Annotated in this window: 13 protein-coding genes; all 13 read right to left on the reverse strand. The window is 39.8% G+C overall.

Features of this window, described 5'->3' with window-relative positions:
* Positions 1-71: 71 nt before the first annotated feature.
* Positions 72-3,317, reverse strand: coding sequence for a Hint domain-containing protein (locus tag BGO42_RS02010; RefSeq protein WP_273245495.1), 3,246 nt, complete (start codon positions 3,315-3,317; stop codon positions 72-74).
* Between the two features lie 147 nt (positions 3,318-3,464).
* Positions 3,465-3,731, reverse strand: coding sequence for a hypothetical protein (locus tag BGO42_RS02015; RefSeq protein WP_177731877.1), 267 nt, complete (start codon positions 3,729-3,731; stop codon positions 3,465-3,467).
* Between the two features lies 1 nt (position 3,732).
* Positions 3,733-6,825: a hypothetical protein gene (locus BGO42_RS02020; protein ID WP_273245492.1), complete on the reverse strand. Its 3,093-nt coding sequence runs from the start codon at positions 6,823-6,825 to the stop codon at positions 3,733-3,735.
* Between the two features lie 12 nt (positions 6,826-6,837).
* Positions 6,838-9,624, reverse strand: coding sequence for a baseplate wedge protein (locus BGO42_RS02025; RefSeq protein ID WP_273245491.1), 2,787 nt, complete (start codon positions 9,622-9,624; stop codon positions 6,838-6,840).
* Between the two features lie 30 nt (positions 9,625-9,654).
* A complete protein-coding gene (locus BGO42_RS02030) occupies positions 9,655-12,822 on the reverse strand; it encodes a baseplate J/gp47 family protein (RefSeq protein WP_273245489.1) in 3,168 nt (1,055 codons plus the stop codon).
* Between the two features lie 91 nt (positions 12,823-12,913).
* Positions 12,914-13,324: a GPW/gp25 family protein gene (locus BGO42_RS02035; RefSeq protein ID WP_177731865.1), complete on the reverse strand. Its 411-nt coding sequence runs from the start codon at positions 13,322-13,324 to the stop codon at positions 12,914-12,916.
* A 149-nt stretch (positions 13,325-13,473) separates the two neighbouring features.
* Positions 13,474-13,764 (reverse strand): PAAR domain-containing protein, encoded by a 291-nt coding sequence (locus BGO42_RS02040; protein ID WP_177731862.1) that lies wholly within the window; start codon positions 13,762-13,764, stop codon positions 13,474-13,476.
* Positions 13,765-13,848: 84 nt separating this feature from the next.
* A complete protein-coding gene (gene vgrG / locus BGO42_RS02045) occupies positions 13,849-15,594 on the reverse strand; it encodes a type VI secretion system tip protein VgrG (protein ID WP_177731859.1) in 1,746 nt (581 codons plus the stop codon).
* A 1-nt stretch (position 15,595) separates the two neighbouring features.
* Complete coding sequence (locus tag BGO42_RS02050) at positions 15,596-16,330, reverse strand: CIS tube protein (RefSeq protein ID WP_273245485.1); 735 nt, start codon at positions 16,328-16,330, stop codon at positions 15,596-15,598.
* Complete coding sequence (locus tag BGO42_RS02055) at positions 16,330-16,491, reverse strand: DUF5908 family protein (protein ID WP_177731853.1); 162 nt, start codon at positions 16,489-16,491, stop codon at positions 16,330-16,332. Before BGO42_RS02055 ends, BGO42_RS02050 begins: the two co-directional genes overlap by 1 nt.
* 222 nt (positions 16,492-16,713) lie before the next feature.
* The gene (locus BGO42_RS02060) at positions 16,714-17,154 is read right to left on the reverse strand and encodes a phage tail protein (RefSeq protein ID WP_177731850.1); all 441 of its coding nucleotides are present in this window, start codon (positions 17,152-17,154) and stop codon (positions 16,714-16,716) included.
* Positions 17,155-17,156: 2 nt separating this feature from the next.
* Complete coding sequence (locus BGO42_RS02065) at positions 17,157-17,588, reverse strand: phage tail protein (RefSeq protein WP_177731847.1); 432 nt, start codon at positions 17,586-17,588, stop codon at positions 17,157-17,159.
* Between the two features lie 30 nt (positions 17,589-17,618).
* Positions 17,619-18,977, reverse strand: a complete 1,359-nt coding sequence (locus tag BGO42_RS02070) for a phage tail sheath family protein (RefSeq protein ID WP_177731844.1) — start codon at positions 18,975-18,977, stop codon at positions 17,619-17,621.
* Positions 18,978-18,983: the final 6 nt, after the last annotated feature.

Here is an 18,983-nt window from a genome sequence, read left to right on the forward strand (position 1 = left end):
CGTTTTCTTGCCACTAAACAACCTCAACCTGCTTATCACGCTCGATTACTTTAACCGATTAAGCATTTAGCCTATGCCAGTGGTATTATTTCACTATGTACAGAATAGCCATTAGCAAAATAATCCAAAGTTCCGTTTACTTCCAGATTATACACTGTAAAATTCCCGCTTATAAAGTCGTCCGTTTGTAATGGTTCCGTTAGATCTCCGGCTTTCATAAGCATAATGTCTCCACTCAGCTGGCCAATCTGAAATGACGGCAGAATCGCTCTGGTCTTTTCCGGTTCATACGATCGCCAGCCAGATGTTGTTCGTACCGGATGTGCCCCCGTTATAAAGTGTACTTCCTCATTCAATCGGTACAGATTAACCTCCGCCTTATAATTAACAGATCTGATAACCGTCACAGAGCCCTTATAGGATTTTAACCGATCTCCTTTTTTGATTTCTTCAATATTTTTTAAGCTTCCGTTTTCCATGGTTATCTTGGTTCCCGGCAAGAAGGAAGTCCCTCCCCGCGGTGATACCGGCTCCTGAATCTGCACTATAACGGTATGCACTTCCGTTGAATGATACCAACCCGCACTACTGCTCAAAAGCACATCAATCTTTCTTTCCCCGGCATCCAGTGGCCCAAAATCCATCTCATTTACAGATGTAGTATTAACCCGCTCACCATCCAGGTACCACTCATATTGTAAGTCCTGAATATTACTTGGATTATTCGTCACAGCCCTAACATTCACAATATCATTGGTACTTGGTTCCGATGGCGTTACAATCAAATTTGTAATACTCACCTGCGTTTTCACATCAAACACAAGGGTAGCGGACCCTTCTAAATTATTAGAATCTTTAACCGTTAACTTCACCGTAAAGACTCCGGCATAAGGGAAAGTTGCTCCTACCGGATTGCTGGTACCCGAGATAATCACATTAGGATCATCGCACGACCATATATAACCGGAATCCGGAATTGTACCTGTTCCAGGCGTTACTTCTCTGTAAATTTTTGACTGGTGCCTCCCCGGTACATACAAGTCCGTAGGTATAGCACTAAGCGCCACCGTTGGAGGAGTATTATTATTTGTTGGTTGCGACACATACCAATTGGTAAGCGTTACCATCTGAGAACAGCCGTTTCCTGCTGTAACCAGGACATTTACCGGGTTTCTTCTAACTTTACCTTTAGCAAAGTATATATTTTTAACATTACCCGCATCATCCGGTTTAACAGAAACATAGCTTCCATTACCCAGGAAATCCCATTTATAATCATATTCCACTCCATTCTGATTCGAAACCTTAAACGTCACAACTGTTTGCGTTGAATCGCCTTCAGGATAATCAAATTTGACCGCATTGATTGTTACGGCAGGTATTGGTAAAACTCTGACCTTACAATTGGTTGGTTTTCCGTTTACTGTAAAACTGATCTCCTGATTCAGTAATGCCGGTTCAACCAAGTCCGGATCAAACAAATATTGTCCGTTGATCTTTGTAACACCTGCAAGGAGTACATTGCCAGCAGCTGCTTTTACTTCTCCATTTGGCGGATTTACGGTAAAAACCATCGGTTTTCCATTTTTACAAACGGTCTGAGACGGAAGGCTTAACGAAATAGGTGTTTTTGGCGTACAACAAATGTAAGGCAGGGCAAAATCGGCAATTACATAAGGATCACTTTCCGATTTGTAAACCACGACAAAAGTACCTCCTTTATGAACTCCATGTTTATGTTCCAATGCCGGGTTTTTCCCAACATAATCGGCAAAATCAGCCTTATAGAAATCCTTATTATTAAGTAGTTGTGTCAGAGATACCGACATTACTTCAAAGCCTAACTGCTTCGCGTTTTTTATTGTCTGAATCGCATCGATCACTTCATGATAATCACCTCCCTGATGTCCTTCGATAAGATAATAAGGCATTTTATCGATGTTGTAATCGAGCGGCATTTGCACGTTAAGCGCTGTCGAAAGATTCGATTTATTATAATTTAAATTCGTATCGAAAGCCCTGTTACTTGTTTTGTCAAAATTCCAAAGGCGTAAAAATTCTTCCGAAGTTTCATAATAAAACGGAATGGATCGGTCTCCTAACGAACTTTTGTTCATTGACGGCGTAATGACAACTCCGGTACCAATATTGGTCGGATTTCTAAACGCAAGGATCAATTGATTAAAGCGTTCGATTAATGTTCTAACCCTTAATGTCTTTTTTTCGCTGTCTAAAACAGGCGAATTATAAAAGTTATGTCTGGTATAATCATATCCGGCTATTGGCAGCAATTTCCCAAGTATGACATGCTTTGGAAAAGAGGCTACATCGGGCAGCGATTTCGTAAAGGAACCCGGTAGTAATTTGACGATTTCGGCAAACGTTTCCGCTAAGTCTTTAAGGACATCATAGGCATACTGAAAATTATTACTCTGATCCGCAAGCTGGTTTAGCGTACTCACAAAGTTGGCCCGATTGATCAACGGGATGTTCATTTTTTCCGAAATAAAATCAATATTCGAAAACATCCAACCGTAATCATTTTCCGTTACAATATTTTTATATGCCTGTTTTAATTGTTCCGGTGTTCCCAGTTGTGGTGTTAAAATAACACGTTTTAATTTTCTGACTGTGGTTACGTTACCCGAGATCATACGTTCCGGGAAAACGTTATCCTTAGCCAGAATCCGGTCGGCACTACTATGTGTCGTAACCAATACTTTCAGGTTTCGAATTTGCTGGATTCCGTGATTATCACAATCCACACCGCGACATGGTTTTACTTCTTTTTCATAACTTTCAAGATAAAGCAGTAAGTATTTGTCATCAAAATCGCCAAGTGTTGCCAACGGCTGAAAATTTGTTGTGGCTTCTTCGGCTGTTGCCAGTTCCCAAAGTTGTACGTTCTGCACTCCTAAATTGGTATGAAAAGGCGGATACATTGCTTTACTATTGTCATAAACCCTCCAATGTGTGTATTCTTTATCGGATATGTTTATGTTTTTTAGTTCGCCCATATAGGCGTCGCCACTTAAATCCTGGATTTTGCTTTTCTTGTTTAACGTAAGCAAATCTCCATCTGTAGTGATTGCAACACCTTGCGAAAGCTTTATTTTGGTAAGCAGGTTATTTTCGTAAATCGGTTGTGGTTCTAAACCACACACAATCCCTACGCCTTCCAGCATAACCCGGGACAAGCGGTCCTGATCTTCAAAAAAATCCAGGAACTCGTTGAATTGCAGATCCTCTACTCTTTGCCCTTTACTAAATTTTCGGTATTGGGTTGCTATGTTATTTAATTGATAATTGTAATTCATTTTTAATAATTTAAATGGTTTAGCAGCTTTTCACAGGAAGCCATACTGCGGTTATTCTGCATTCCGTTACCGTATGTACAAGTCCCGCAGTATCTGTCCTGATTGTATTCAAGCATGACGCGTTTTATAAATCCTTTAAAGATGTCATTACTTACAACTTTTGCATCCACACCCCGTATCTACATGAGCTGTTTTTTTCTCCAACGTTCCCAAATAGTCCTTGTATTTTGCTATAAAAGCATCGGCAGATTCAGTCATAATAATCCTATCTTCTACGGTATCAAAACAAAAAAGAACCTCTTCATTATTCATTACCATGATTTGTTTTATATCGATAACGGCATCGCTTGTAGTAAGCAAACTATCAACTTCAATGACAGTTCCGTCTTTTTCATATCGTTCGATCAGTTTCATATTATTTCTTTATTTCTCCTGTACAAGGGTTAATAGTCAAGAAGTTATTTTTCGGACAACCGTTATAAATTACCGCACCATCTAATTTTAATGTAGTCCATGCTACACCGCTGTGACAAGAACTGTCTGCACAAACCAATGAGAACGAAATGAATCCGTCGTTAGGCTGGTTTGCCGCAACAATGGCCTGTGCCTCTGTTGCCGAAATGCTATAGGTCCACTTACGCGATCTTCCGGAAGTTTCTCCATCGCCATAAGCCTGTCCCGGCTGAAGTGCTGCACTACCATTATTTAAGTTCACAATGTTACTACCATTAGTCGCATTGCCAAGTGGTATCGAATTTGCCAATAACTTGAATCGGGCCGAGTTACAAGCGTGTCCACCCGGACAAGGTCCTTTGGTGTCGTGATACTGAATCGTGACTTCCAGACCGGATAAACATTTCACGGTTGTTTGTCCTGTTATTACAATCGGTTTAAGATCATATTTTTTAGAACAACTGTTCGTGTTCGAAATTGTAATCGTTGGTCTGAAAGTATCTTCCTGACCTGCAACAAGCTTGTACGTATTCTTGATTTTACCATCTAATGGCACTGTACCCGAAGCTTTTTTACCATCGCCAAAATCCATCATATAGGTCAGATTTGCAAGTGCTCCGGTAACTGTAAACGTTACCTCTGCATCCGGAAGATCCGGAACTTCACCGTGAATCGGTTCAGAAGCGGTTACCGTTACATTTGGCAGTGCATGCACGATCATTTTTGCATCCACAGGATCGTCGTTAACGGTAAAGGTGATTGTTTTACCTAAATCGGCCGCAGCCACAAGGCCCGGATCGAAGAAATTCTGACCTGCAGTTTTACTAACGACTTTCACTTCCCGACCTGCAATATTCGCTTTGATGTCGCCATCCAAAGGAATAATCGTAAACGGAATCTTCGCATCATTCTGACATAATTTAGCGGTAGGCAATGCCATAAATACCGGATCTTTTTTGGAACAACACAGGTAAGGCAATGCAAAATCGGCTAAAACGGTATTGTGTTCTTCCGATCTGTAAATCAGATACAAAGTCCCGCCAAACGGTACACCGCCATCATGTTCCAATCCTGATTTCAGGTCAAGGAAATCGCCTAAAAATTCGGTGTCTACCTTTTCTTCTTTGGCCGTTTGTGTTACAATGGAAATTCCCGAATCAGCAATCGCTTTAAAATCGATCGTATTTAATAATTTTAATTGATTATCCAAGCCGGATATTGTTCGCAAGGTTTGCTGTGCATTAACCTGATTACTAATATCACTGGAAATAGCCACTAATTGTGCTCTCAGATCTTTGATTGATATGGTTGTCAACTCTGGCCCCACTGGCAAAACAGGTGTTTCTGGCACAGCCGTTACGTCGCCCGGTGTAACTACGGCAGCAATACCCGCAGCGGCAGCAGCGGCAGTAGCAACAGTAGCTGTAGCAGCAGTAGCCGTTGTAACGGTTCCGCTAAGCGCTCGGGAGGTACTTTTCTCCAGGGATAATCCGGAAACTTTAAATGCCAATCCATATCTATCCCTAAGGGCATTAATATTTTGCATTGCAATGGTATACGGCATCCCGACAAAGCCTTCGATTTTATAAAAATCGTTGTGGTCCATATTGTACAGCAACGGATTCCGAATAAAATCGTCGGTTGCCAGATTGGCTTTATGGTAACTTAAGTTATAGGTTTCCTTATAATTTTTCGTTTTTTCGAAATTCCATTTTTCTAACAGATCCAGATCTACATTATAATAAAACGGAATGGCTTTTTCACTTAGCGCAACACCTGTGTTAGACGGTGTGATAACGATCGGCCCTTTAAACGATTGGAATTTTTTAAGTTTTAGCGTAAAACGGTTCGCCAATGAAATCAATTTTTCTTTGTTTTCATCTTCATGGGTATTGATTGGCGCACTATAAAAATCATGACGGTATGACGTATGATCTCCCTGATTTAGCGGAGCGCCAAGAGGTCCTAACAAAAGGTGCTTTTGAAACGCGTTAATATCCGGACAACATTCGGATTTAAGGTGCAATACCAATCCTTTGATTTCGTTGTATGTATCCACTAAATCTTTTAACAGGTCATAGCGATACTGATAATCGTATGAAGCCGTATTTAATGCCTGATCCAGTTTATCTCTCAGGTTTAATCCACCAAAGTCCATGGTAATATCAAACATATCCGCAATGAGATTAAAACTAAAATCCAAATCGGTAATCAGCGTACCACTCTGAATGGCATTCTGGAATTTTGTACGTAACGCCAATTCCGTTGTCACATTTCTATCCAGAATTACCCTTGGAACTTCAACGTTTCTTAACTGTTCATAAAGTAATTCGTAGTTATTGTACTGTTGATAAATACTGTCATATCCATTACTGTTAAGTGCATAGAAATCCATGTCGCTTCTGTTCGCCAAAAGCACTTTAAGATCAGACACCTGTTCTGCTCCATTATTGTCGCAATCGACATCCTGACAAGGTGATTCTTCATTAGAATAGCTTTCCAGATATAGAATTACGATTTTATTGCGCACTTCCTGTTGCAACGCTGATACAGGACGAAAGGAATCGGCTATGGCTCCTTTTGCTATCAGATCCTCATAGTCGGTCTGGGTAAACAATTCCAATAGCGGCATTTGTGTATTTCCGCTATAGAAATGCGGATATTTGTAGGGATCCAAATAGGCTCTATAGTATGCATATTTTGTTTCGGCATCGTCTATTTTAACCTCTTTAGATTTAGATCCGGGAATATTTTTACGTAACGTAATCAGGTCTCCATCTGTGGTAACACCCACACCTTGCGAAATTGTAATAAATTGAAATTGCTGTTGATACTGTTGCTGGTCCGGGTTTACGACTGCGATTCGTGCCGCAGTATTCGCCATAAAGCCGGTTTCAAAACCGCAACCGACTCCAACACCATTTAGCCTGGTTCTTGATAAACGATCCTGATCTTCAAAATAATCAATAAATTCATTCAATTGCCCTTCGGTTAACGCCTGATTTACGTTGAACTTTCTATACTGGGTCGTGATATTATCTAATTTAGTGTTCATTCTTTTTCTGTTTTATATGTTTGATTGTCCTAGTATGATTTTTCCATCCAGACTGTCGTTATCGTCCACGGCACAGTCTAACAGCCTTCCCGGCTTATAGATATTATTTAAGTTGGTTAGTGCATCCAGTAACGCTTTGGTACTGCTTCCCAAACTGCTAATATTATTTCGTGCTTTATCGAGAAGGAATTTTTTATAGGTTCTTTCGAAATCCGACAGATCACCCATCGCGGTTTCGACCTCACCCTGTCTGTCACCAACCCAACAAATTTTTGCTAAAACGTGTGCCGGAAGTTCTTGTCGGATAACCGTTTCGGCATAACGTCTGAAATCATAATCTGAAAAACGATACGCATATCCGGAAAGCACTACGCTGACACGGTAGGAATACGGATCAAAAATATCGTTCTCACAACCATCTTCGCAGGTAGTCATAAAGGCATCCGGATCGGCAGCTCCAGAGCCGCCATCGCCATCATACATCACAATAAAAGTGTCTTCAATAGCCATACAACCGATACCGCCCATCAAATCATAATTTTTAACCGATGGTTTTAACAACATGTGTTCTACCAGGAAAAGCCCTTCTTCGGTGAAGCGATATTTGAAATAATCTACCAGATTAAGGATCCCCTCTTTTAAGGCATCCTGTGACGTATACGGGTTTGTTTTCTTATGGGATGCGATAACTACAGCCGCTTCGGAATCGTCTACAATTTCCAGATAGAAATTTTCCATCTCCGATTTACGGATGATGATGTTTCCAATACGTTCGTTTCCATTAAAAGTGGTTTCCAGCTTGTTTTCAAGATCTTCCTGATCAATCTGAATAACCTGATAAACGGCTTCGTTTAACGTTTGTGTAGCGCCATACTCAATCTTGAAGCTTTTAACACCACTCAGAATAATGGCATTGTCGGCATCCTTAATACGCCATTTAAAGGCCGGGGCTCCGTTTTCGGTAACTTCGATAATCTGAACAGGCGAATTGGACACATTTCGGTGCTTGTAATCTTTCATTCCCAACAATCGCGCAATTCTTTTTTGTACTCCGGAAACGTTACTGGTATTCCACAAATCGGTATCGGCAGTCAGGGTATAATTATGCCCCAATCCTCTATCGGTACTCAATGTGCTGTACTCGCTCAGGAAAACTTCTTTGTTTCGCAATACAATTTCATCAGTAGACACTCCGTAAAGTGTTTTCATCAGGAAGGTATAATCACTGAATGTTTCTGCAAACCGGGCAGTCAGGTGATCCAGAATCTTGTTTCTTCTTTCTACACTATTGTCCAGTTCTTCATATAAAGCATCGGTAAGCTTATCGTCGTCGTTAGTTACATAATTCTTTACCAGATTTTCAAAACCATTGATTCCTTTAAGCGCCTGTGTAAAATAGGTTCTTTTCAGCGTACCGTTAACACTCAATATTTCTTTTACTTTTTCAAGATGTTTGAAATAACTGGCCAGTACTTTATCGAAAAACAGCAAATACCCTTGTAACTGCTTGGCAAGCGCTTCTCTTTCCACACCCGGATTTCCAATAATTCCGGATGTTCCCACACCATAGGTATCCGGGAATTCATTTAAAATAGAGGCATAATTCCCCAGGTCATAGGCCGTTCCTGTAGGGATTTCCAATGTTTTGTTTAACCGCGCATCTACTCTAAGTGCTTCCTGCTCCTCACGGAATGTTTTCTGGTATTCGGCTACTTTTTTACGATTGATATTTAACGGTAGCGATCCTTTGGAATAGCTAAAAGAACTTAGATCACACAATACCGGTTTTCTTCCTTCTTCAATACAGATCACCCATTCATCACTTTGTTGTAAAGTACCGTCACATCCGGCGATAGAAATTTCTTTAATTTCCTGAACGCCTTCAACCTTCATAATCTCACTGATAATATCGGACAGCCGTACTTCTTTTCTTAGCTGACTGTTTTTAAGTTCTTCCGTATCGATAAAACCATTATCCAAAAGTGGTCCGTCAAAAATCTGATCGGTTGTATATCCTTTGTCCAGCATTTGCTTTAAGGAATAGAAGTGCACTTCCGGCGACAGGTAATTGTTAATGCTTCGCAACACTTTTGCGTGTACGAGTTCTTCGTCGGCTTTGTTTGTTACACCAATCCGGGCACAAACCGCAATACTTTGCGTTTCAACTTCCCTGATATCAACTAAATCCTCACAAAGGCTTCTGTTTGCATGATAACGTTCCAGAATTTTTATTCTGGTGTTCGATCTGTCGCAAACATCGGTTGTATCTTCTCCTTCAAGGTCATCACCATATTCTACATAAAGATCATAAAGTCCCTTTACGTCGAAGCTTTTTGTTTCAGTTACGCCTAAATCGTTCGGGTTTAACGCCAGTTTTGTTGACTTACAATCGGCATAAACCAATTCCACTCTAGGACGCCACCAGCAGTTTTTTACAGCTCTGCTACTGCCCGATTTTAAACCAACATCGATAAATAATTTTCGGTAATCCAGCTCATTCAATGGTCTTGACGGCAGAATTTCGGTAGCTTTAATAAATTGGTTTTCAATATTTTTATCCGGATCTTCAGAAGATAAAATATCTTCCGTATTAAGGTTCATTCGCATGCCCAGATCGGTAATGGCATAACTTAACACTTCCAAAGTAGTGATCCCAGGATCATGAGAATTATAATCTGTCCAGAGTTTACTACCCAGTTCTTCTATGTATTTAATACCTGTCTTTCGTAGGAACTGAAAATCTAACTGGTCTTCCGTTTCAACTTTTTTAGGTATACTAATATGACTATTTTCTGACATAATTATCTGTTTTTTATCTATTTGTTTTGTTTAAATACATACCTGTTTTGCAATAGTCACAGCATGTTGTTTTGCGGATACTAATATGGATTTCGGATCTACTTCGATTAAATATTTCGTCTGTATTTCACCATTAATCATTACCTGTAAACTGTCGATATAGTCAACATAATAAAGTTGCTCCAAATAATTAATCAACTGATTTACATTGAGTTTCATATTAAAAGAAACTACGTCAGAATCTCCGAAAGCCCAGGGCGATATAAATTTTTTAATATCTTCGTCCAGTTGCTTGCTATAAAATGCCTCATCATATTCGTTAAAGAATTTCGCTTCTATTTCTACAGTGGCTTCCTGATAGTTTGGATTGATAACATGGGTTTTAACATGCATTGAATTTAATCCATTAACATAGTTTTGAATCTTGTTCAAACTGGCACGACTTATTCGTGGCTGGTAAATGTCGAATGCATTTTTATTTTTGGTATTCGGAATCACAACCAGTGTCACATGACCAGGAGCCATAAATGATTTTTCGGAAGTATGGTTCAAACATTTCACCATAAAAACGTCTGGGAATTCCTGCAAAACAAGTTGCTCATAATCCCATTGTGTAATCGCTCTGTTTTTGTGTCGTAATCGTTCGCTAACACGTCTGTAGAAGGCCGCGTCGGTTTCCTTATATTTTCCGTCGAAAGAGTTATAGGGCTGACTTACCGATTTGATCTGCGGTACTCTTGTAATTAGTTTTGCGATGGTTCCCGCTTCCAGTCCGTGATCCAGGTGTGTCAAATCATTGTCCTGATTCTGAAAAGTAGCCAGAACAGCTTGTGTATAAATTCCCTGAATTTTACATACGGCGTCATAGCTTGTTTTTGTTTTAGCTCTGATCCATATCCCTTTTTTCTCAAATAAGGTTGTGTTTATATCAATATCCTTCGGAATCTTAAATTTCAGGATTCCGGATTCCAGGAATCGTTTCGTTTCGTTTGTCAGGATATTGTTTCTAAGACTTATCCATGTATTCTTAGAAAGAATATCCCATTCAATATTTTCATTGTTCTCAAAGGTATCGGCCAAAGTGTTTTCACTTCCTTCCAAAGCCTGGATTAGCAAGGATACCGTTTCACTTGGATTGGCATCCAGGCAGATAAACAATTCGCCTCCAGCTTCGTGAATCGGTACAATACTATTGGCGGACATTTCTTTTTCAACCTGACCAAATGCATCTTCATAAAACAATGTTACTTCTTTGTTCTTTGCTGATTTTACACTGTTTGCCAGAATACTTCGGCTCGGAGAAATGCTTTCAATGTTTAATGATTTTACATTCTTTGCCAGAATATTTTGGCTCGCAAAAGCGCTTTTTGTATTTAATGCTTTTACATTCTTTACCAGAATATTTCGGCCCGTATAAGCACTTTCTGAAGCCGAATAGTTCAATTCGACATTTTCGGTCACTGGGATATACGGTTCATTCGGGATCAGGATGTTTGTTTCGCCGCTGGTTAATGCCAGTGTGTATAATTTTGGATATACATCCTGTAATGCCGATTGTTTTAAGGTTAACCGGATCGACTCGGAAGTTCCCGCAACAGGACTGGCGTTTTTGATCGAAAAATGCGTTTGATAACCGGTTTCCGTTTTTTGGTACAACTGGATGTCTGTCGCTTTTATAGCCCATCCTTCTTTTTCTAAAAGAGAAGCATTCGCTTTAAAATGATCATCCTGAACAACAACAGAACTCTTCATTTTAGCAGCGCTAAAAGTATTTTTCGAAACAACAACATTGGGCTTAATCGTATAGCCTTCATAAAGATCTTTTATCGATGTTGGTGTGTTTTTCCAATTGATTGTAATGGATGCTTTATCCCATTTTTTAGCAAACATCTCCGGATATTTAATATAAAAATTAGATCCTGTTACCGGTTGTCCTGTAAATGGGAAATAATCTTTTTCCGGATTTAGCGTACTGCTATCGTTTTCAATCAAAATGGATTTTACTCCTTTTACATCAACGGCAATGTCTACATTCTGGATTTCTTTTTCCGCCAGTGCCTCATAAAGTTCATAGTACTTGTTTCCTTCGATCATGAATCGTGCAATGGCAAAATTGGTCAGGAATGTTCCGCCCAATACTTCTTTATTGTAGTTTACTACGGCCGGGAAATTCTTTGTCAGCGTAAAGGATAACTGTAGACTTTTAGCATCGTTGTTAAGACATTTTATTGCACTACCAGACACCCATTCTTTTTCACCACTGTAAAACAATTTGATATTGTTTTCGATTTCATTAGGCTTTAAAGCCGCTAATCTTGAGGTTCCGTTATTTCGGAAGCTGATCGTAACGGTTACGGTACGTTCGCCTTCTTTTAAGCTTAGCAATGAGGAAGCGATTGAAAAGCCCAGTTTGGCGTTTTCAAGTTCTTTAAAGTCCGATTTTTCAGGCTTGGATTCGTCCGAATTGTATCCAAAAGGCCACCAATAATTACTGGTTTCCGTTAGTTTTTCGGCTATTCCGTCTAAGGTATTAACCGCACGGGCTATTTTTAGTTCTTTTTTTGTTTTATCGTTTAAAAAGCTTTTCAGTCCGACCACTTTTGCCTGGCTGGCAATAAGTTCTTTTTCGGTTTTAAAAACACGTTTTTTACCTGTTGCATCTTTTTTAGCGTCAAGTAAGGTCCCTTCCGGCACTCTTTCCTGGATTGCTTTTTTGGCTAATTCGAAAATCACATAAACCTTATCCGATTTGGCATCTTGTTTTTCGATCTGAAGAATTTCATTGTAATAGAAATCCAGATGTCTCTGGGTAAGGTTATTAAGTGCCTTTTTCGAAAAATCCATCAACTTAATAAAGCAGATAAATAAAGTCAGGTGAGGCGTAAGACTTCCGTCTTTCTCAAATTGAGCGACAAGTTCTGTAACCTCTTTTTTCAGGCTCTTGTAAGCAACACTTTCCCTACGCGGAATGGAATAATCATCGGCACCTAAAAAAAAGCCTTCCCAGCTTCCGTTAGGTGTTGTTGCATCATTTTTATCAAAATAATTTACATGATTGGCAAAATTGTTTGCAAAGAGTAGCCAATCAAACAAATCGAAATCGTGCAATTCAAGATTACTGGGATCAAGTTCTGTTAAAAAGCGTTGCATTTGTGATTTTCCGTCACGATAATGCGAAAATGTATCTATTTTTTTCATTTGTTTATATTTAATTTTCTATGGTCAGCTGCAATACTTGATGTAAACTATTCTGGCAAAATCGAATCGGGTTACAGTAATTACAAGTCGTTTAGATTGCTGTGGCTTCTCCTTTATAGAAAGGGAAAACAACATTGCTTCTCGTATTGGTATTTCTTACTTCATAATCGATATGTATCAACACCTGTCCTTCCAGTTCTTCTGTAGTATCAATTTCAATACTGATAATATTGATCCGGGGTTCGTGGTACAAGATGGCGCGTTCAATAATACCTTTCATTTGTGTGATTAGTGTTAGTTCCAGGGGCTTAAAAAGCATTTCCTGTAAATCACAGCCATAGTTTGGAAACATGACACGTTCTCCTGGTCGCGTAGACAAAAGGATTATTAAACTGTTATTGATATCTTCAACATCAGTAGTCATCGTCACGCTTCCTTCTGCTTTATTAAACTCAGGCGGAAAGCTCCAACCTATTCCTAAAAAATCTGTATTTATTTTCATACTGTTCTTTATATTTTTTTTATTGTAATAGTTTATCGGTAATATGATGCCTTTGTTTACCGCGGTGTGGTTATGGATGTTTCAGTTTTCAGGCCAGGCCGAATACGGGTAGCAAAGCCATTACTGAGTTTAAATATCATTGTGCAGCATTATCCACCAATTAACACGGTGGGCAGACCAGCCGATATGACACCTCCATGTGCTGTGGTATCGCCTTGTCTTGCTGCCGGTTTTCCGCCTATTAAAACGGTCGATGATCCGGCGGCTATCGTATCGGGTGGACCGGTACAGATTGCTTTGTCGCCTACTCTTGCTGCGGGCATTCCGCCAATTAATACTGTCGGTTCGCCGGCCGGCAATATAGGTCCGCCTACATGAGGTACATTTCCGGTAACCATCGGGCAGGTATGCATATCTGTAATTCGTGCTGCTGGTTTCATATATTGTTATTTATAATTTTTTCAGATCGTAAGGCGTCGCTTCCTTTGCATTTCTTTTTTCGTCATCGCGATCCTTATCGCTTTTTAGTTGATTTTTACCTGAGAGCCTTTAACTACGGTTACTGCTCCTGAGGACACTTCCGAACCGGAACTTCCTTCAGCTTTAAACTGTGCGCTGGCTTTCAGTTTTACATTGGTTCCTTCGATGCTGACATCTCCGGAGGCTTTAATTTTAATATCTCCCGCACTTTCCATCGTAATACCATCACTCTTAAAGGTGAGTATGTTCGAATGTTCATCTTCAATCTTTATAATATCGGCATCTTCGTCTAAAATCACTTTCTTACCAGCCGGTGTTTCAAGTGTGTAGGAAATTTTATCATCATTGAAAATCATTTTCATTTCACTTCGGGTCACGAATCCTTTTTCATGATTGTCATCGGTGGCTGTTATCGGTGCCGGTTTGGCACTGCTGTGCAACATTCCCAGGACTACGGCATCGTTTGGATCGTCGTTTATGAAACCAATAATAACCTCATCACCAATTTCCGGTCTGAAAAAAGAGCCTCTGTTTTCTCCGGCATCAAGTGTTGCTACACGACACCAGATTCCTTCTTCTTCATTGTTAATAATTGGTATTTGTACCAGGATTCGATCTTCTCCATCCGGATCCGATTCCAATTGTGATACCACTCCAACATGCAAACCGCTAATGGCCGGCATGATTCCGGATCCCGGCATTTCGCTCACTTCATAGGTTTCTGAGAACCACGTTGGTGTTAATCCAAATTGTGCGGTCACCAACCAGTTTCCTTCTGCAACTTCATGGCGCACGCCTGTGACATAAATGGTACCGTTAAATCGGTTTCCTAAGCCTTCTAATTTTAATAAAACGCCTGGTTTTACTTTTGAAATCCCCTGAAACTTTACTGTTCCGCGTGTTTTCGCTAATTGCTGAAAAACGGCTTTGGCATCGCCCCAGTCCTGTAGTTCTTCCTGGGTTATCTTACCTCCGTGTCGCAACTGCAGGTCTTCAATTCCGAAAACAGCAGCCAGATCACCTGGCGAAAGGTCACCATTGAGTGCAATTGCAGGATCCTGCGCTTCTGCTTCTACGATTTCCTGATCGGTATAACTCCACGAAGTAGCCGTGATTTTACTAAACTGATTTCTGGCGTCGATTTCTCCGTCAAATTCATGAACAGAAGAACCAAAGGCTACGGTTTCTACCGTTTCGCCACTCACTTTCGGTTTGGCTACTTTGATGGTGCCGTCGTCTACAAAACAAAGTTTCCCATTGGCCTGTGCCCGGGTTACCATAAAATCCCAATCGGACGCACGGTATTGCACCAATTCCTTATGTGATTTTGCTGTAGCTTCAACATCGGCAGTAGCACCACTATTTCCGATCAGCTCTTCGATAATATCGCTGTCCTTACTTTCGTAGAAATACTTGCTTTTTCTTCCCAAAGTCATCTTGACGGCTTTGTCTTTACACTCCACAATCAGGTAAGTCGATCCGTTTTTAACTTTTAAGTTATGTTTTACCACAACTCCTTTAAAAAGGGTGTCTTCTTTGGAATGGTATCCAACCGTAATTTCAATTTCCTTTCCCGGAATCAGTAAATTTTCACTACTTAGTTTAAAGTTCTGATCCGGAGCACTTCCATCTAAAATAACAATGCGGGCATGTGGAATCCTGTTCACTTCTTTTTCTACCACAATACTTTTTACGCCGTATTGAACGGGCAGTTCTGTGCCTCCGGACATCACTTTATAGGTTACCAGGTCGGGAGTTTTTGCTGTTTGTATGTAGCCGCTATTATTCATCTTATGATATTTTTGCTATAGGTGGAAAGAATAATTCCTGTCCGGGAGTTAATTGCCTGAAATCGATAATACCGTTTACTTTGGCGACTTCTAAATAGTATTTGGAATCACCATAAATTCTTTCGGTCATCAAAGGCAGTGTGTCACCATCTACTACCGTTCGTTTATGGGTAAGATCGGGCGAGTTCAGTTTATCTGTTTTTGCAGCGAGTTCCGGGCTAATGGATTCTGTAAATTTTGCTTTTCCGATTGCCCGTAACGGTTTTCCTTCATTATTGAATAATTTATATTCGATGGTAAACTCCGACAGAAATCCCAGAAATTCAAAATCACCCCAGTTTATAATAACATTATAGGGTTTGTGAATCCTTCCTTCAAGTTGTCCTGTAGCCTTATAAAAATCTTTTATCTGTTTTGACACTGCAGCCGCTGCGAATGCTGATCCCTGACCCGCTTTTTGCGCCGCGCTACTAAGTGCTTTAGTTACGGCATTTGCTTCTGATACTCCTGTGCCATCAAAAAGAAAATCTAATTGTAAATCAGACGGAACCGAATTGGTATATTTCAAATCTGCTTTAGAAGTACCCATTGCCTGATCTGAAGCAAAATTTGATTTATAGGTCATGGAAAAACCCGCAGGATTGATAAACGCTTTAAAAGCCCCCATTAAGATCCTGGATTCATAGTTTGAATCTTTATAGGTTCCAATCGTTAATTTTTGAATTGATCCTCCCATTATCTTTCTTTTTTACGTTGTTCAATAGTTACTATTTGTTCTACGCTTTCGCTGATTGCCCGCATGATTCCTTCCTTGTCTACCGATGTGGCAGTTGTTGTACCGGATGCATTTTCGTCCACATTTATCTTAATATGGAGTTCTTTTATTTCTATTGGCATTTCGTTTGCTTTTAATGGATTAGTAAACGCTTTAAATACTGACAATAAGCACTTTAAAGCGCTATTTATTAAAAAACCAAACACATAAAGCGTCCGTTCAGGTTGATTTTAACAATCAAACTGTCGCCTTTTTTTTAAAAGATTTAGTTAAGATTTTACCTTTAACTAATACACTTTATGTGTTTAGTTTTGCTATTCAAATTACAAGCTTAGACCGCTTGCTTAAGGTATTGTGTAATATCTATATTTGAGTTCTATTGTTTCAATAGCCAGTTTGCTTTCTTCGGCGTTAAATTCGGACACATCCCATTTTACCGGATATGCGCCTACAACATTCCAAGACATCGATGGTGCTGTTGAATCTGTTCCACCTGAAAGCGTAATGACTAAATCTTTGGGGGCGAACTCGAATCGTTCCATGGCAGCTCTACACCATTCAATCAATCCGGAGTCTTCTACAAGCCCACGCTTTAAAACTAAATTAGGGTATTTTGGACGCAGTGGAAGTTGATGAACAAATCGGTTCTCACCTCCTTCTGCATACTCCTCAGTTCCAATTTCTGTAGATAATCCAGATACAGATTGAAATCTGGAGTCAATACCCTCTGATGCTACTCCGCTAACTGTAAACGAAAAGCTTGTTGGAGGATATAAGCCTGCCATGACTAGTTATTTTCAATAGTTAATCCTTCGTGAGCGATCTCTAACGTTTCGATAGCAACTTCACTTGCATCGGCTTTCAAATCGGTAGCCTGTAATTTAACAGGGAATGCGTTTTTCACTTTCCAGGTAATGGCCGGTGCTCCGGTTTCGTCTAAAAGTGAAATCGTAACCGAACGACGCTCAACTGTATTCAGGTTGATGGTGTTTAACCAGGTAAAGTACTCGTTATCTCCTTTGAAAGAACCACGTTTTAATGTGATGTTTGAGAATTTTCTAAGTCCCGGCATTTTGATTTTACTGAAGTCCGGGCTGGCTCCGTGTCTGTATTCCGTAACGTCTGTTTCAACTTGCATTCCGGTAACTTCCGTGAAACCTAATTTTGTTCCACCCCAATCAACTTCGAAGGAAAACTTTGCTAATGGATATTCATTCATAATTTTTTGTATTTAATTGTTATCTATTTTTTATGCTTCTTGTAATTTGTGTGAAAAGCGTAACACGATAAATTCTGCAGGACGAACTGCCGCCATACCGATTTCAACGATCATTCTACCTTCTAAAATATCCTGAGCCGACATCGTTTCGTTTAAACCAACGCTTACGTAGTAGGCTTGTTCCGGAGTACTTCCGGCTAAGGCACCACTCATCCATTGCTGGTTAAGGAAATTTTCGATCATCGCTTTTACACGTGTCCATGTTTTAGCATCGTTAGCATCAAATACAAAACGTTCTGTAGCGTTTTTAACTGATTCTTCAACCATGTTAAAGAAACGACGTACGGATACATATCTCCATTCGTTGCTGTTTCCGTCTAAAGTTCTGGCACCCCAAACTAAAGTACCTTTACCGGTGAATGTACGGATCGCATTGATTGATTTTCCAGCTTTAGCATCAACGTTTAAGCTTTCCTGTTGTTTATGAGAAATTTTCTCAACCGGAGCAACTACATAGTTAAGACCAATGTTTGCCGGTGCTTTCCATACTCCGGAAGTACTGTCAACTTTTGCATAAACTCCGGCCATTGTTGAAGACGGTGCCAAAACAACACGTTTTGCAGCAATATCTTTTTTCGCCGAGTTGTAACAAGCCGAGTTGTATGTTTTTAAAGCATCCAATTTTGTTGGAGCTCCTACAACAGCTTCTAAAGTATTTCCTACTGTTTTTTTGTAGCTGGTAATAGCAATATCTGCATCATTATAGCTATATGTCAAAATTGTTTCCAAGTTCGGGTGGTAGGCAGCTCCATATTTTAAACCGGTTGCTTCCACTCCTTCTCTGAAGGCATCAACACCACCAATAGTATCCATAATCACAAAACGGTCACCCATTTTTTCTGCATGGTTTAATGAACTCTTGTATAATGAGTGTGCATTAGGTACTGTTAAAGCTTCTGCATCCGGATACACGATTAGTGTTGGCTCATCTTCTTTTTCTAATAATTCCAACGCTGCTACTAACTTATCGAAATCTACTGCATTTACACCTGTAGTATACCCCCCTACAGAAACGATATAACAAGGACCACCGCCATTTGCAAAATACATTTGCAATGCATAGTACATTTTGAATTTGCTAATTTTAGCTTCATCAATTGTAACAGTAGCCACATCGTCTGCAATGCTAATTTTAAAAGTGTCTTTTTCTAAATCGGCGCCTCCAAAAAGTGTAACATACTCCATTAAGGAAGAAATTCTTGTTGGCTCATCTTTTGGTCCTTTTTGAGTATATCCAATAAAAGCCGGAATAGCTGTTTCTACTTGTGCCACTGATGGTGGGAATTTTACAATTTCCTCTACGTAAACCCCTGGTGTTTTGTAATTCATGTGTTT

Origin of the sequence: Flavobacterium sp. 40-81, from assembly GCF_001898245.1 — a bacterium.
In the GTDB taxonomy this organism is placed as follows: domain Bacteria; phylum Bacteroidota; class Bacteroidia; order Flavobacteriales; family Flavobacteriaceae; genus Flavobacterium; species Flavobacterium inviolabile.

What these genes read in the sequence shown, in the direction of transcription:
- BGO42_RS02010 (WP_273245495.1), bottom strand. Translation starts at nt 3,317, where the DNA reads ATGAATTACAATTATCAATTAAATAACATAGCAACCCAATACCGAAAA.
- BGO42_RS02015 (WP_177731877.1), bottom strand. Translation starts at nt 3,731, where the DNA reads ATGAAACTGATCGAACGATATGAAAAAGACGGAACTGTCATTGAAGTT.
- BGO42_RS02020 (WP_273245492.1), bottom strand. Translation starts at nt 6,825, where the DNA reads ATGAACACTAAATTAGATAATATCACGACCCAGTATAGAAAGTTCAAC.
- BGO42_RS02025 (WP_273245491.1), bottom strand. Translation starts at nt 9,624, where the DNA reads ATGTCAGAAAATAGTCATATTAGTATACCTAAAAAAGTTGAAACGGAA.
- BGO42_RS02030 (WP_273245489.1), bottom strand. Translation starts at nt 12,822, where the DNA reads ATGAAAAAAATAGATACATTTTCGCATTATCGTGACGGAAAATCACAA.
- BGO42_RS02035 (WP_177731865.1), bottom strand. Translation starts at nt 13,324, where the DNA reads ATGAAAATAAATACAGATTTTTTAGGAATAGGTTGGAGCTTTCCGCCT.
- BGO42_RS02040 (WP_177731862.1), bottom strand. Translation starts at nt 13,764, where the DNA reads ATGAAACCAGCAGCACGAATTACAGATATGCATACCTGCCCGATGGTT.
- vgrG (WP_177731859.1), bottom strand. Translation starts at nt 15,594, where the DNA reads ATGAATAATAGCGGCTACATACAAACAGCAAAAACTCCCGACCTGGTA.
- BGO42_RS02050 (WP_273245485.1), bottom strand. Translation starts at nt 16,330, where the DNA reads ATGGGAGGATCAATTCAAAAATTAACGATTGGAACCTATAAAGATTCA.
- BGO42_RS02055 (WP_177731853.1), bottom strand. Translation starts at nt 16,491, where the DNA reads ATGCCAATAGAAATAAAAGAACTCCATATTAAGATAAATGTGGACGAA.
- BGO42_RS02060 (WP_177731850.1), bottom strand. Translation starts at nt 17,154, where the DNA reads ATGGCAGGCTTATATCCTCCAACAAGCTTTTCGTTTACAGTTAGCGGA.
- BGO42_RS02065 (WP_177731847.1), bottom strand. Translation starts at nt 17,588, where the DNA reads ATGAATGAATATCCATTAGCAAAGTTTTCCTTCGAAGTTGATTGGGGT.
- BGO42_RS02070 (WP_177731844.1), bottom strand. Translation starts at nt 18,977, where the DNA reads ATGAATTACAAAACACCAGGGGTTTACGTAGAGGAAATTGTAAAATTC.